Below are 12866 nucleotides of genomic sequence, written 5' to 3'. Positions count from 1 at the left end.
TTATTTAATTGATATTTCTTCAGATTTGTGTTATTATCTTATGTAATTGTACGAGAGTTAATTATTCGGGCTTTGTTTGGTGTGGAGCCGCAGAGGTACAACTGCGTGGCCAGTCGGAGCGAGTTCGGAAGATAGGAAGAAAAATTATGAGTTTTGCGTTAATCCAGAAAGTCAACGACGAGCACAAAGAAAGCAAGCAAGTTGTCGATGTTCGCAGTGGTGACACCGTTCGTGTTTATCAGAAAATTAAGGAGGGCAACAAAAGAGCGTATTCAGATGTTCGAGGGTGTTGTTATCCGCACTGACAATAAAAAATCACACACATCACGCATTACGGTTCGAAAGATTGCTTCAGGCGTTGGCGTTGAAAAGTCATTTTTGATGCACAGTCCGCTTATTGAGAAGATTGAGATTGTTCGTCGTGCTAAGGTTCGCCGCAAGTTCTTGAGCTTTCTTCGCCAGCGTAGCGGTAAGTCAGCTCGCTTGACGGCTAAGAATTTCGATCGTGCTGCTGTTAATGACATTCATGACGCTAAGGCAGAAGCGGAAGCTGAACGCTTGAAGGAAGAAGCTGCTCAGGCTGCTGCTGCAAAACAGGTTGAAAAAGATGCTGCTCAGGCTGAACTTGACGCTAAGGCTGCTGAAGTTGCAGCTCGCCATAAAGACGCGTAATTGTCTATTGGTTAATCGTTGAAACCGTCTCTTAATCTGAGGCGGTTTTCTCATGTTATAATCTCAATATGGCAATATTTCATTATATATCCGTCCTTGTTCCGACGACTTTGGCTGTGGCGACGCCTTACGTTTTGAAGAAAAACGGCTTTGATAGTGAGCAAAAATATCGCTGGCTACTTTACGTAGCGTGTTTGTTGTTTTTCATATCTTGGTATTTGCCATCGCCGTTAATTGGCTGTTCGGGACACTGGTTTTGCGACGCATTTTGTTGGCGTTGGGTTGTTTATGGGACTAGTTGTGGGCGTATTACTGGTCTTGGTCGATTAATTGGCGGGCGCTATGTGGCTGGTGAATGCGCAAGTTTTGGGTGTTTGCTTTCGTTTTGGCGCTGGGCTGCGTTAAATGAGTTGGCGTGAGGGCGATTATTTATGGTGAAGTTCGGTTTGGCGAGCATAAAATTGGACGACACGAATTGGGATATTTTGGCGAATACATTAGGTGCGGCAACAGTTTGGATTGGCTGGATTATTGCGAATTTTATGACGAAAAAGGGAAGATTGTCGGGTGATTCTGGGAATTGATGAAGTCGGGCGCGGCGCGTGGGCTGGACCGTTGGTGATTGGCGCGGTGGTTTTGGGTGGCGCTGAAATTGAAGGGCTTGATGATAGTAAAAAATTGACTAAAAAACGACGTGAATTCTTGGATGAGGAAATTCGCGAGCAAGCGTCGGCTTTGTCTTTGGGCTGGGTTTCTGTTGAGGAGCTGGATGAAATAGGGATGAGCGAGGCGCTTTTAAGCTGGCGACGCGGCGCGCAGTCAAAGAAATTCAAGCGAAATGTCAGAAAACTGGTTCGAAGTTTGATGAGATTATTATCGATGGGACGGTCAATTTTTTGGCGGGTACGCTGCTAGAAAAGTATGTAACAATTATAGCGAAAGCCGATGGTCTGATTCCGAAGCGTTTCGGCGGCGTCGATTATTGCTAAGGTGGCTCGTGATAAATTCTTATGGCGGATCATGATGATGTTTATCCGGGATATGATTTTTCTTCGCACGTTGGTTATGGTGTGGCAAAGCACCGAGCGGCTATTGATAATCTGGGCGTAACTCCGCTACATCGGCTGAGTTTTGCGCCGTTGGCTAAATATGCTAATGTTGAGGCGAATTCGCAGAATACATCTGACGACGGAAAGGTCTAAAAACCAGCAAAAAGACACGACGCGTCAAATTGGCGATAAGGGTGAGCAAGCGGCGGCGGATTGGTTGGTGGCTGATGGTCATGAGATTATAGAACGGAATTGGCGGACGCGGTATTGCGAAATTGATATTGTTAGTAAAAAAGATAATGTTTTATATTTTACAGAGGTCAAATATCGTAAAAATGACAATTTCGGCGATGGCTTGGCGGCAATTACAAATAAAAAACAGCAACAAATGCGTTTTGCTGCTGAAATATTCATTGCCAAAAATGCGCAATATGAAAGCTGTGATATGCAAATGCTGGCAATTTCTGTTGATGGAAATCCGCCCGTAGTTGAAGAGTGTGTAGTGTTGGAATAGGGTATCAGCCCCGAATGAGGACTCTTTAACGTTAAGTGTATTAATCATAGGGAATGTACGACAAGGCAATCGTGGCGAAGAGTAAGTTTGCTTCATCGTACATTCTGCTTGCGAATTAATCCGCAAGCTCAGCAAGCTTTTTGGCGATAGCAAGGTTGCTCGCCTGATACAAGGGAACTTCCGTTGTGATGAGATCTCTCAGATCATGCAGGAATTTCCAGTACTGGATCCAGTAGCATCCTGGCCAATCAGACATAGACGACTCCTCTTCCGCTATGGATGAGACTGCGCCCAGCATCTCGTTGATCTTTCCTTGTAGTTTCTCGAATGACTGTTCTGGGCCGATTATGGCGGATAGATTCCAGTAGATTTCGAAGGGCTTCCGCTATCTTCTTTTATTTGTGTTTTTCCTGGTGGTGATATTCGTCGTCGCCCTATAGGTGGTCGCTAAAGATTCTGATTTTTCGGTAGGTATTCAGCGTTGATACAACTTCTCCAATTCAAGAATTTGCGTATTCTCGGGGATTGCCTCGGTGTTTTCTGGGTTTGGATGCTTATCGGAGATTTTCTTTCGTGACGCATTGTTGTTATCGTTCCTTTCGGCTGTTCTGATAATGGTCGGCTGTGGTGAGCGCACTTTTTCTTCAGTGCAGTCTTAGATCCTATCTTTTTTTGATGTTTTTTAAATCAAGACATAGTGTCTCATCCTGCAATGACTGGCTTTTTAAGGTGCGCTTTCGGACAAAACATTTGTTCTATCAACAAAAGCTGTACTCATTTATACCACTAATATAATAAAATGTCAATAGATTTTGTCAAAAACCGCAAAATAATGCGACCAAATTATTTACACCGCGGAAATAACCGCCTCTTTATCTCGCTCAATCAGCTCGACGCGTGCTGATATTTCGGTAATTCCCAGCTTAATCGTTCTGGCTAGGGCTGGAATATTTTCCATCGGTTCAAAGAATTGTTGAAAATCGTTAAGTTCGTTGGTCGTTAGTAGGGCTGTGGCTGCATAGCGAATGAAATCGTCGTAGCTTTTATCTTCGCCAAACGTATCTTCGACCCACGCCCAGTTTTCTTTCAGCCAATTCCACGCAATCTGGCGGCTTTCTCTGGTCCGAATCAAATACACAAACCAACGGCTGGCGTCTTGCGGGCGGATAATATTGGAATCTTTAATGTTGGCAAGAATTTTTTCTGCTGTTTCAGGGTTTTTGGTGGAAGTTAGTCCAATTGCAATATCATTCTGCAGGTCATTTGACGGCGTGTTTTTATATGTGGCAAAGAGATTTTCAATCATCTCTGGCGTCTCGAAATGTCTCACGTTTGCGCTGATAATTAAAGCTCGAATTTCTGTCGGTAAGTCTTCCAATTTATTATTGTCAAAACGCGTTTTTGCCTCGTTCAAAACTTCTTTATCTTCGCTATACATCATCAAACTCAAAGCCGTGGTGCGCCGTTCGCGGTCGTCGTCCGATTCGCCAGCTTTTTCATCCCAGCCCAATTCCTCAAATGTGGCGCGCGCAAATTCTCCAGAAATTCGCTTTAATGAATCTCTGGCGGCGTCATTGTCATCGACGAATTTTCGCAGTTCCGTCAAGGCGCCAGCCGCCATACCGAAGACTTTTTCGTTGGTTTCGGTTTTTAGCGACAATGCCAATGGAAGTAGTGACGCCGAGTTTTCAAATCCAGCGCGGGCGAGTATTGTCGCGTCCTGTAAGATGCAAATCTTATCCAAGGTTGGCAATTCTGTAATGTTTTTCAATAAATATTCGCGAGTGGATTCGTCATATTTGGTGACGAAGTGGGCGCTTAAGCCGCAGTTTAATTGCAATGGCTTTTCAATAGAAACGGTGGTTTCTTTTTGATCCAAGATTTTTACGTCAAGTGGTTGGTTTGCGAATAATGGAATCGGCCATAACGCGTCGGATGGTTGGTGTTCGCCGATGAAGAATCGTTCCTGACTTAAAATCGCCGCGTCGTGACTGCTTGAAACTGATACGACAGGAAGGCCAGGTTGGGAAATCCAAGCGTTCATTAGATTGACGATTGGCTGACCGCTCGCTGATTCTAATTCTTGCCATAAATCATTTCCGACTGTGTTTTTATACGCGAATTTTTCAAAATACGATTTAAGACCGGCGCGAAACGCCTCTTCGCCGATAAGTTTTCTAACCATAACAAGCAGCCGTCCGCCCTTAGCATAAACAATTGCTGGGTCGAACAAAGTGCTGATTTCGTCTGGATGATTGACGTCGGCTTGAACTGATTGAACGCCGTCCAAGCTGTCGCGTCTGAGTGCGGCCGTTACTTCATTCGTGGCAAAATCTTCCCACATATGCCAATCCGGCTGGAGCGCGTCAATTGCTACATATTCCATCATATTGGCGAAGCTTTTGTTGAGCCACAAGTCGTTCCACCACTGCATGGTAACTAAATTGCCGAACCATTGATGGCTGAGTTCGTGCGCGATAACCGTGGCAATGAAGCGCCTGGATGATTCTGGAGTCAATTCTGGGTCCGCAAGCAAACAGCTTTCGCGGTAAGTAATTAATCCCCAGTTTTCCATGGCGCCAGAGGAAAAGATCGGGAAGGGCGACGTGGTCGGATTTTGGCAATGGATATTTGACGCCGAAATATTCGTCATAAAAATCGATTGATCGAGTGGCGATGTCTACCGCAAAATCTAATGTATTTTCATTCTGAGCTGGTGTTGCCCAGATGTTGACCTCGACGCCAGATTTGGTGCGAGCGGATTTTTTGTGCAATTCACCGATGACGAAGGCTAGAAGATAACTGCTCATTCGTGGTGTTTTCTCAAATGTCGTCGTGAGAGAATCGCCATTTTCTTCTGCTTTTTTACGGGCATATTTCCCAAAACTGTTATTTCTGGGCGAGTTATTAGTGTCAAATCGTATTCAGCTTTGGCGGCTGGTTCATCAACGCAAGGGAAAACTTCGCGGGCGTGGTGTGATTCAAATTGAGTTGCGAAAAGCTGTTTTTTAACGCCGTCGTGAGTGAAATAGCAAGGATACAAACCGTGCATTGCGTCGGTGATATTTCCAGAAAAATTGATGTGAATTGTGTGTTTTCCGTTTTCAAGGTTCGGCTGGGATAATCTCAATTCGTCAAACTCACCAAATGAGACGTCGGCGGGCTGATTGTCGATTGTGGCTGATTGAATTGTTAAGCCTTTGGAGTGTAGCGAAATTGATTCGCTGGTGGACTCGCCAGAAATGATAACTGTGCCAGAAAATTCTTTTTCCTCGGCGCGTGTTAAATCGAGAGTTAGGTTGTAATGATTTGGTGTGAATGTGTCGAGTAGGCGTGGAACTTTAGTCATAGTTTAATTATAATACAGTCATGAGGGTGAATAAAATACGACGTCGGCAAGTGGTGGTTGTGCTGGTGGTTCTTTTGGCTGGTCGGTGTGGGGGTTTGGGCTTCGCGAATTTCACAACCTGAACCTCAGACAATTCAAACTTCAACGCAACGAGAATTATTTGGTGCTTCGGATGCGAAATCGGAATTGGAAAAGATAGAAGTTAAAGGGCGTGCGCCAAAGACTGGTTATTCCAGAAAGCAATTCGGCAACGGCTGGGGTAAAATTAACGGCTGCTCTGTGCGGGAAGTGATTCTGGCGCGAGATTTGATGGATGAGAAAATTGACGAAAAATGTCGAGTTTTGTCGGGTGTGTTGAATGATCCGTACACTGGTCAAGTAATTCAATTTCAGCGTGGTGAAAAATCTAGTTCTAAGGTTCAGATTGATCACGTCGTGGCTTTGAGCGATGCTTGGCAAAAGGGCGCGCAGCAAATTTCTCCGGAAGAACGAGAGAAATTGGCGAATGATCCGTTAAATCTGTTGGCGGTTGACGGTCCAGCAAATCAAGCTAAAGGCGACGGCGACGCGGCAACTTGGCTACCGAGCAATAAATCTTTTAGGTGCCAATATATTGCGCGACAAGTGGCTGTGAAACGAAAATATCGCTTATGGGTAACGGAAGCTGAAAAAAGCGCGATGTCGGGAATTCTGGAAAAGTGCGTGGAAGTAAATTGACAAAACATATTTTTTATGTTAAAGTTTCAGAGTGAATCCTGAAGTAAATTTAACCAAGTTGTCTGTAAATGATGACATAGCATTAGATCGTGCTGTTTCGGCTTATCTTGAGTTTATATTAGGATGCTCTTCTGTAGGAGATTGCCCAAAGAAAGAACTAGCGTCTTATGTGGCAGGCATGGGCGCCTATTATTGTAGCGATGTTTTTTCTATTGATGTTCCGGGCAAGGAATCATCATCTGGGCTTATGACTGTCTGTTTCGATGGAGATAAGATCACAGTAGAAGATCTTTTTGTCAAAGAAGAGATGCGTAAACGTGGAATTGGACGAATGGCAATTGAGGCTTTGGGCGGTGAATTTCCAATCGCGCGCATTATGGAACTGGAATCTCTGCGATCTGCTGAAGGATTTTACCAACAAATTGGCTTTAAGTGCGTAGCTCCAGCCACTAATGGACGTTTGTCTTTATGGCGGAAGAAAGTAAATTGACAAAATGAAAAATTTTTAATACAATGAGAAAGTACTCATCCGGCCGGCAGGTCGGAGTTTTTCGTTTATGGAAGTTTGAGACGGAAAAAGATATAATTAATAAGAAGGAGAATGTAAAATGGAAGATTTGAATATTAAGCAGTTGACGTTGGCAGTGCGTACGATTGCTGAGGAAAAAAACTTGCCAGAAGAAACAGTTTTGAGCGTGATTGAGCAGGCGATTGCGGCGGCTTGGCGTCGTGATAATGGCACGCGTGATCAGTTGGTTCGCGCAAGCTTGAATATCAATAACGGTACGGCTGTCGTGTCGGTTGTTAAAACTGTTGTTGAAGAAGTTGAGAATGACGCCAATCAAATCGACCTAGAGGAAGCTAAGGAGATAGATCCTGCGGCTGAACTTGGCGGTGAAGTTGTGATGGAAACTCATAACGTGACGACTTTTGGTCGAGTTGCTGCTCAGACTGCTAAGCAGGTGATTTTGCAGCGTTTGCGCGAGGCTGAGCGTGAAGTTGTTTTGGCGGAATTTGAAGATAAAATCGGTACGGTTGTTATCCGGTACGGTTCAGCGAGTTGAGCCTCGCGTTGTGCGAGTTGAGTTTGGCAAGGCTGTCGGAATTATGTACCTCAGAGTGAGCAAATTCCTGGCGGAATATTACGGCGTTGGTCGTCGAATTAAGGTTTATATTAAGGATATTGAGCGCGAAGGTCGCGGTTCGTGAGTTGATTCTTAGCCGCGGTAACGAAGAGTTTGTTTGCGATTCTTGTTCAATCAAGAAGTTCCAGAGATGGAAACTGGTGCGGTTGAGATTAAGGCAATTGCTCGCGAAGCTGGTCGCCGAACCAAATTGGCGGTTTCTTCAGCTCTACCTGGCGTTGATCCAGTTGGTACGTTTGTTGGTGGTCACGGCGCCCGCGTTCAGGCTGTGATGAATGAAATTGGCGAGCAGGAAAAAATTGACATTATTCCATACGAGGAAGATGCGGCTGGATTTATTGCTAATGCGATGAGCCCGGCAGAGGTTTTGAGTGTGACTGTCAATGAAGATGAGAAGCGTGCGACGGTTTATGTTAGCGAAGATCAGCAGTCGATAGCAATTGGTCGCGCTGGACAGAATGTTCGCTTGGCAAGTCGATTGACTGGCTATGAGTTAGACATCGAAGCAAAAGCTCCTGTTAAGGCAGAGCCAAAACCTCGAAAGAATATTGAGGATAGCTTGATGAGCGTAGTTGAGGAGGTGGCGGAATAAGCTGCCTTCTGCGAATCGCCGAAAACGAAAGGAGGGCGATATGTCAGAAGATTTTTCTGAATTAGAACCTCGGCTGACGGAAACGGCTCGGGCCAGTTTGGGGCGGGCTGGTTTTCTGGCGCATAATGAGGGGAGTGAATATGTTGGCACGGAGCATATTTTGCTTGGTGTGTTGGCGCAGAATTCGTCGCTAGGCGCAAAGATTTTGGCGGAAAACGGCGTAACTTTGGATCGTGCGGAAATGGCGTTGAACCTGACCGCAAAGCCGCTGGTGATTACGATTGTAAGTAAGGGTTTGAGCGCTGAAGTTGTTGAATTGATAAGAATTGCTTGGCAATTGGCGGTTGAATTTGGGCAGGAAAAAATTGGCACAGAACACATTGTTTATGGAATGTTGCAGCAGCACGAGGCGCGAGCGACTAAATTGCTGCGAGATATGAATGTTGACATTGACAATCTGCGTGGAAGTTTGGAAGATGTGTTTGATAAACAGCAATTTGAATCTCTGCAGAGTGAGCGCAGTGCGGCGAGTAAAAATTCTGGCGATTTGCGAGTTTTGGAGAAATTCGGTGTCGATTTGACGCGGCGTGCTAGCGAAGGATTTTTGGATCCGGTGATTGGTCGAGCGTCGGAAATTCAGCGAATGATCACGATTTTAGGTCGGCGTAGTAAGAATAATCCAGCGCTGATTGGCGAACCTGGCGTCGGTAAAACTGCGGTCGTTGAGGGTTTGGCGCGGGGTATTGCTGATAATAAAGTTCCCGATTTTTTGAAGGGCAAGCGACTTTTTCAATTGGATTTGACGGCGATGATTGCTGGGACGAAATATCGCGGGCAATTTGAGGAGCGTTTGCAAAAAGTTCTGGCGGTCGCCAAAAAAGCACATCAGGAAGTTATTTTGTTTATTGATGGGTTGCCTTTGTTTGTTGTCGCTGGTTCGGCTGAAGGCTCGATGGATGCGGCGAATGTATTGAAGCCAGCGTTGTCGTGAGGCGAGGTGCGACTGATTGGCGCGACGACGTTTGATGAATATCGAAAACATATCGAAAAAGATGCTGCGTTGTCACGGCGCTTCCAGTCGGTGACGGTCAATGAGCCGTCGCCAGAAGAGGCGGTGGAGATGATGCGAGGTTTGAGAGGAAAATTTAGCCTAAGGCATCATCAAGTTCAGATTCCTGACGAAATGCTGACTGAGGCGGTGGATTTGAGTCAGCGTTACGTGACGGAGCGATTTTTGCCAGATAAAGCGATCGACGTGATTGACGAGGCGGCGAGTTTATTGAAGTCTAGCTCGCCAATAAAATTGTCGCGTAAGGACAAGTTGGCTCGCCAAATTAAGCGATTGGCTGGAAAAATTGATGCCGCGGTCGAGGCTGAGGATTATGAAAAAGCCGCAGAATTTAAGATGCAAATGAGGCAATTGGAATTGCAAGCCGAAGCGCTGAAAGATGAAGCCAGTGATGAGCCGGTGTTGACTGATGAATATTTGCGTCGAGCGGTTTCGGCAATGACGAATATTCCGATTGACAGATTATCGTTGAATCAGATGAAGGATTTGATTCGCCTGGAGAAGCGACTGAGTCAGAGCGTTCTTGGTCAGAATGAAGCGATTGAGCAACTGGCGCGTGCGATTCGTCGCAATAAAGCTGGGCTAAATCGTCAGAGTGGGCCGCTTGGGTCGTTTATCTTTCTGGGTCCGACTGGAGTTGGTAAGACGGAATTGGCACGAGTTCTGGCGCGGGAAGTTTTTGGCGGCGATGATAGCTTGATTAAAATTGACATGAGCGAGTTTTCCGAGCGTCACACGGCTAGTCGGCTTGTTGGTGCGCCGGCTGGTTATGTTGGCTATGAGGATGGCGGGAAATTGACGGATAAAGTTCGTCGTCGACCGTATAGCGTGGTGTTGTTCGATGAGATTGAAAAGGCGCATCCTGACGTTCTGAATTTGCTTTTGCAGATTTTGGAGGACGGCAAGTTGAGCGATTCTCACGGGCGAACGGTGAGTTTTCGGCAGACGATTATCATCTTGACGAGCAACGTCGGCGCCGAGCAAATGATTCAGGATTCGGAGCTGGGATTTGGCGCGTCTGGGCAGAAAAAGTCGGCTAGCGAAAATCGTCACGAGAAAAATTCGCGTGCCGCTCTGCGTGAGCTTGAGGAGTTTTTGCGTCCAGAATTGATTGGCAGATTTGATAACGTGATTACATTTAAGCCGCTGTCTCGTTCGGTCGTGCGAAAGATTTTTGACAATCTCACGTCTGATTTGGTCAAGGCTGTTGCTCAACATGGAATGACGCTTGATATTACTTTTTCGGCGAAGCGTTGGTTGGATTGATCGGGGTTTTGACGAGCAGCGCGGCGTGCGAGTTTTAAGGCGAACAATTCAGTCGGAGTTGGCGGATCCGCTGGAGCGATGTTTTATTGTCCAATAAAGCAAAATCTGGCGACACGCTGGAGGCTAAAATTGATAATGATAAGGTGGTGATTAATGTCAATCGTGCGTAAAATATTCAGCGTCCTCACGCCGATAATTGTACTTTCTGCTGCGGTTTTTGTGATGGTGAATCGTCAGCAAATTATTGACGAGATTACGCTGTGGCAATATAAGCCGAGTGCGGAAATTGTCGCTATTGCTGATCGCGTAAAGATGTCGGGTGTTGGCAGAAAAATGTTCTATGTTTCTAATCCGCAAATCAAATCGGCGAACGAATTTAATGAAGATTGCCGTCGTGTGGAAAAGGGAAATGCGATTTTGGGTTGTTACAATCCGTCGTCTAGGGATATTTATATTTATAACGTGACCAATTCTGAGCTTGATGGCGTGAAGGAAGTGACGGCGGCGCATGAGATGCTGCACGCTGCTTGGGAAAGGTTGGGTGCGTCGGAAAAATCTCATTTGAGCGAGCTTTTGGAGCAGGCTTATAATAATGTGAAAAATAAGAAATTGTCCGAGCGAATGGAGTATTATGATCGTGCGCAACCTGGAACGAGAGCTAACGAGTTGCATTCGATTTTAGGGACGGAATTTGCCGATTTGGGCGACGAGCTGGAAGAATATTATCGACGGTATTTTACTGATAGATCCGAAGTCGTGAAATTGCACGCGCAATATCAAGAAAAATTTGAGTCCAGAGAAAATGAAGCGCAGAAGTTGAGTGAGTCGTTGAAGGTCCGGAAGGAAAAATTGAACAGAGAATTATCGCAATATTCAACTGATTTGGCGGATTATAATGGTCGCGTGGCGGACTTTAATCGGCGAGCGGGCGTTAGTGGCGGATTTTTGTCTCGGAGAGTGATTTTTATAGTCAGCGCCAATGCTTTGAAGGCGGAACTCTCGGAATTGAACGAAAGGCGTGCCAATTTGAATTCTGAGATCAATTCTTACAATTCTGATGTTTTGCGGCTCAGGGAATTGGGTGTGCAGATTGATGAATTGAATAAAAGTTTGGATAGTTTGGAGGGGGCGAAATAATGGCGAAAGCTCGAAGTCAATTTGTTTGTCAGCAGTGCGGGGCTAGTTTTTCAAAGTGGGCTGGCAGGTGTGAAAATTGCGGGGAATGGAATTCGCTAGTCGAGCAGGTCGTTTCTTCTGGCGGGTCATCTGTTGTCGATAAATCTGCTGGGCGCGGTAAAGTCTTGAAAACGTCTAGCATTCGTGAAGCTGCCTCTGAGTCTGGGTTAGAAAGATTAAGTACTGGAATTGACGATTTGGACGCTGTTTTGGGTGGTGGTTTTCTGGTTGGCGGCGTGGTGTTGGTTGCGGGTCAGCCAGGAATCGGGAAAAGTACGCTTTTGGCGCAAGTTGCGGCACATATTGCCAAGTCAAAATCGGTGTTATATGTAAGCGGCGAGGAGTCGGTTTCTCAAGTGAAGCTTCGTGCGGAGCGTTTGGGTGCGGCTGATTCGGAAAAAATGCAGCTGGCGTCCAGTAATAGCGCGGAAGATATTGCGGCGTCAATTCAGCAAGGCGGATATGATCTGGCGATTGTCGATTCGGTTCAGACAATTTCTCTCAGCGAGATTTCCTCAGCTCCGGGGTCGGTTAGTCAGATCACCAACTCGTCAAATGTAATTATTCGTGCCGCCAAAGCTTCGGGCACGGCGGTGATTTTGGTTGGTCACGTTACCAAAGAGGGCTCGATTGCTGGTCCGAAGATATTGGAGCATTTGGTGGACGTTGTGCTGAATTTTGAGGGCGATCGATATGGCGGTTTTCGAGTTGTTCGGGCACAGAAGAATCGATATGGTTCGACTAATGAAGCGGCAATTTTTGAGATGGACGAGCAGGGATTAAGAATCGTGAAGAATCCGTCGGCGGAACTTCTGGCGGAGCGTCAGAATCTGGATGGGTCAATTGTGCTGGCGACCATGGAAGGCGCACGTCCGCTTTTGGTGGAAATTCAGGCGCTAGTTAATCCGACGAATTTTGGCTATCCTAAGCGCACGGCGAGTGGTTTTGATTTGAATCGATTGAATTTGTTGGTGGCGGTTTTGGAGAAGCGAACAAAGTTGAAATTGGCGGACAAAGATATTTATGTCAATGTGGTTGGCGGTTTGAAGCTGAATGATCCAGCTGCTGATTTGGCTGTGGCGATGGCGATTGCTAGCGCTAGTGCTGGGCGAAGTCTGGACGAAGGCGCCGTAGTGTTTGGCGAGATTGGTTTGGGCGGCGAGGTTCGCTCGGCGACGAATTGGCAAGCTCGAATTAAAGAGGCGAAGAAGCTGGGCTTCACTTATGCGATTGCGCCGAAAGTTCATAAAGATAAATTTATAAAAGGCGTCAGCGATATGCGACAGGCGCTGATTGACTATTTACAATAGAAAGGGA

Annotated in this window: 19 protein-coding genes and 1 pseudogene; 17 read left to right on the top strand and 3 right to left on the bottom strand. The window is 46.1% G+C overall.

The genetic code is table 11. The annotated features are described in order from the left end of the window. The first annotated feature begins 146 nt into the window (after positions 1 to 146). The 7 genes from KOY49_RS05020 (at position 147) to KOY49_RS03000 (ending at position 2235) form a co-directional block, all read left to right on the top strand. A complete protein-coding gene (locus KOY49_RS05020) occupies positions 147 to 305 on the top strand; it encodes a 50S ribosomal protein L19 (protein WP_269802127.1) in 159 nt (52 codons plus the stop codon). Then, the gene (locus KOY49_RS05015; protein ID WP_269802126.1) at positions 232 to 672 is read left to right on the top strand and encodes a 50S ribosomal protein L19; all 441 of its coding nucleotides are present in this window, start codon (positions 232 to 234) and stop codon (positions 670 to 672) included. The genes KOY49_RS05020 and KOY49_RS05015 overlap by 74 nt, the downstream gene beginning before the upstream one ends. 68 nt (positions 673 to 740) lie before the next feature. Continuing rightward, the gene (locus tag KOY49_RS03020) at positions 741 to 1091 is read left to right on the top strand and encodes a hypothetical protein (protein ID WP_232735945.1); all 351 of its coding nucleotides are present in this window, start codon (positions 741 to 743) and stop codon (positions 1089 to 1091) included. Positions 1092 to 1103: 12 nt separating this feature from the next. After that, positions 1104 to 1256 (top strand): hypothetical protein, encoded by a 153-nt coding sequence (locus KOY49_RS03015; protein ID WP_232735944.1) that lies wholly within the window; start codon positions 1104 to 1106, stop codon positions 1254 to 1256. Beyond that, the gene (locus tag KOY49_RS03010; protein ID WP_232735943.1) at positions 1240 to 1587 is read left to right on the top strand and encodes a ribonuclease HII; all 348 of its coding nucleotides are present in this window, start codon (positions 1240 to 1242) and stop codon (positions 1585 to 1587) included. Before KOY49_RS03015 ends, KOY49_RS03010 begins: the two co-directional genes overlap by 17 nt. A gap of 95 nt (positions 1588 to 1682) precedes the next feature. Then, positions 1683 to 1874 (top strand): ribonuclease H family protein, encoded by a 192-nt coding sequence (locus tag KOY49_RS03005; protein WP_232735942.1) that lies wholly within the window; start codon positions 1683 to 1685, stop codon positions 1872 to 1874. Continuing rightward, the gene (locus tag KOY49_RS03000; RefSeq protein WP_232735941.1) at positions 1822 to 2235 is read left to right on the top strand and encodes a YraN family protein; all 414 of its coding nucleotides are present in this window, start codon (positions 1822 to 1824) and stop codon (positions 2233 to 2235) included. Before KOY49_RS03005 ends, KOY49_RS03000 begins: the two co-directional genes overlap by 53 nt. Before the next feature lie 115 nt (positions 2236 to 2350). Here KOY49_RS03000 and KOY49_RS02995 read toward each other — a convergent pair whose 3' ends face one another. The 3 genes from KOY49_RS02995 to KOY49_RS02985 form a co-directional block, all read right to left on the bottom strand. After that, entirely contained in the window at positions 2351 to 2491 is a 141-nt protein-coding gene (locus KOY49_RS02995; RefSeq protein WP_232735940.1) for a hypothetical protein, read from the bottom strand. A gap of 591 nt (positions 2492 to 3082) precedes the next feature. Further along, on the bottom strand, positions 3083 to 4888 hold the full coding sequence (locus KOY49_RS02990) for a M1 family metallopeptidase (RefSeq protein ID WP_232735939.1): 1806 nt from the start codon (positions 4886 to 4888) through the stop codon (positions 3083 to 3085). Positions 4889 to 5041: 153 nt separating this feature from the next. Further along, positions 5042 to 5584 (bottom strand): hypothetical protein, encoded by a 543-nt coding sequence (locus tag KOY49_RS02985; protein ID WP_232735938.1) that lies wholly within the window; start codon positions 5582 to 5584, stop codon positions 5042 to 5044. 108 nt (positions 5585 to 5692) lie between these two features. Between KOY49_RS02985 and KOY49_RS02980 the strand changes: the two are divergent. The 10 genes and pseudogenes from KOY49_RS02980 to radA form a co-directional block, all read left to right on the top strand. Beyond that, positions 5693 to 6286, top strand: a pseudogene (locus KOY49_RS02980) (HNH endonuclease family protein); the annotation flags it as partial. Positions 6287 to 6332: 46 nt separating this feature from the next. Beyond that, positions 6333 to 6791 (top strand): GNAT family N-acetyltransferase, encoded by a 459-nt coding sequence (locus tag KOY49_RS02975; protein WP_232735937.1) that lies wholly within the window; start codon positions 6333 to 6335, stop codon positions 6789 to 6791. Positions 6792 to 6909: 118 nt separating this feature from the next. Further along, a complete protein-coding gene (locus tag KOY49_RS02970) occupies positions 6910 to 7365 on the top strand; it encodes a NusA N-terminal domain-containing protein (protein WP_232735936.1) in 456 nt (151 codons plus the stop codon). Positions 7366 to 7375: 10 nt separating this feature from the next. Further along, complete coding sequence (locus KOY49_RS05010; protein WP_269802125.1) at positions 7376 to 7510, top strand: hypothetical protein; 135 nt, start codon at positions 7376 to 7378, stop codon at positions 7508 to 7510. A 33-nt stretch (positions 7511 to 7543) separates the two neighbouring features. Beyond that, positions 7544 to 8038: a transcription termination/antitermination protein NusA gene (gene nusA / locus KOY49_RS02965; RefSeq protein ID WP_232735935.1), complete on the top strand. Its 495-nt coding sequence runs from the start codon at positions 7544 to 7546 to the stop codon at positions 8036 to 8038. Positions 8039 to 8078: 40 nt separating this feature from the next. After that, positions 8079 to 9029 (top strand): Clp protease N-terminal domain-containing protein, encoded by a 951-nt coding sequence (locus KOY49_RS02960; protein ID WP_232735934.1) that lies wholly within the window; start codon positions 8079 to 8081, stop codon positions 9027 to 9029. A 6-nt stretch (positions 9030 to 9035) separates the two neighbouring features. Next, the gene (locus tag KOY49_RS02955) at positions 9036 to 10373 is read left to right on the top strand and encodes an AAA family ATPase (protein ID WP_232735933.1); all 1338 of its coding nucleotides are present in this window, start codon (positions 9036 to 9038) and stop codon (positions 10371 to 10373) included. Between the two features lie 25 nt (positions 10374 to 10398). Next, the gene (locus tag KOY49_RS05440; protein WP_376787540.1) at positions 10399 to 10470 is read left to right on the top strand and encodes a hypothetical protein; all 72 of its coding nucleotides are present in this window, start codon (positions 10399 to 10401) and stop codon (positions 10468 to 10470) included. A 56-nt stretch (positions 10471 to 10526) separates the two neighbouring features. Continuing rightward, a complete protein-coding gene (locus tag KOY49_RS02950) occupies positions 10527 to 11510 on the top strand; it encodes a hypothetical protein (protein ID WP_232735932.1) in 984 nt (327 codons plus the stop codon). After that, positions 11510 to 12859, top strand: a complete 1350-nt coding sequence (gene radA / locus KOY49_RS02945) for a DNA repair protein RadA (RefSeq protein ID WP_232735931.1) — start codon at positions 11510 to 11512, stop codon at positions 12857 to 12859. The genes KOY49_RS02950 and radA overlap by 1 nt, the downstream gene beginning before the upstream one ends. The last annotated feature ends 7 nt before the right edge of the window (positions 12860 to 12866 follow it).

Source organism: Candidatus Minimicrobia vallesae, from assembly GCF_018866205.1.
Taxonomy (GTDB): Bacteria; Patescibacteriota; Saccharimonadia; order Saccharimonadales; family Saccharimonadaceae; genus Nanosynbacter; species Nanosynbacter vallesae.
This window is presented reverse-complemented; position numbering and strand designations above follow the sequence as displayed.

Bases quoted from the DNA above. Each gene is read 5' to 3' on its own strand.
- KOY49_RS05020 (WP_269802127.1), top strand. From the start codon at position 147: ATGAGTTTTGCGTTAATCCAGAAAGTCAACGACGAGCACAAAGAAAGC.
- KOY49_RS03020 (WP_232735945.1), top strand. From the start codon at position 741: ATGGCAATATTTCATTATATATCCGTCCTTGTTCCGACGACTTTGGCT.
- KOY49_RS03015 (WP_232735944.1), top strand. From the start codon at position 1,104: ATGGTGAAGTTCGGTTTGGCGAGCATAAAATTGGACGACACGAATTGG.
- KOY49_RS03005 (WP_232735942.1), top strand. From the start codon at position 1,683: ATGGCGGATCATGATGATGTTTATCCGGGATATGATTTTTCTTCGCAC.
- KOY49_RS03000 (WP_232735941.1), top strand. From the start codon at position 1,822: ATGCTAATGTTGAGGCGAATTCGCAGAATACATCTGACGACGGAAAGG.
- KOY49_RS02995 (WP_232735940.1), bottom strand. From the start codon at position 2,491: ATGTCTGATTGGCCAGGATGCTACTGGATCCAGTACTGGAAATTCCTG.
- KOY49_RS02990 (WP_232735939.1), bottom strand. From the start codon at position 4,888: ATGACGAATATTTCGGCGTCAAATATCCATTGCCAAAATCCGACCACG.
- KOY49_RS02985 (WP_232735938.1), bottom strand. From the start codon at position 5,584: ATGACTAAAGTTCCACGCCTACTCGACACATTCACACCAAATCATTAC.
- KOY49_RS02970 (WP_232735936.1), top strand. From the start codon at position 6,910: ATGGAAGATTTGAATATTAAGCAGTTGACGTTGGCAGTGCGTACGATT.
- KOY49_RS02960 (WP_232735934.1), top strand. From the start codon at position 8,079: ATGTCAGAAGATTTTTCTGAATTAGAACCTCGGCTGACGGAAACGGCT.
- KOY49_RS02950 (WP_232735932.1), top strand. From the start codon at position 10,527: ATGTCAATCGTGCGTAAAATATTCAGCGTCCTCACGCCGATAATTGTA.
- radA (WP_232735931.1), top strand. From the start codon at position 11,510: ATGGCGAAAGCTCGAAGTCAATTTGTTTGTCAGCAGTGCGGGGCTAGT.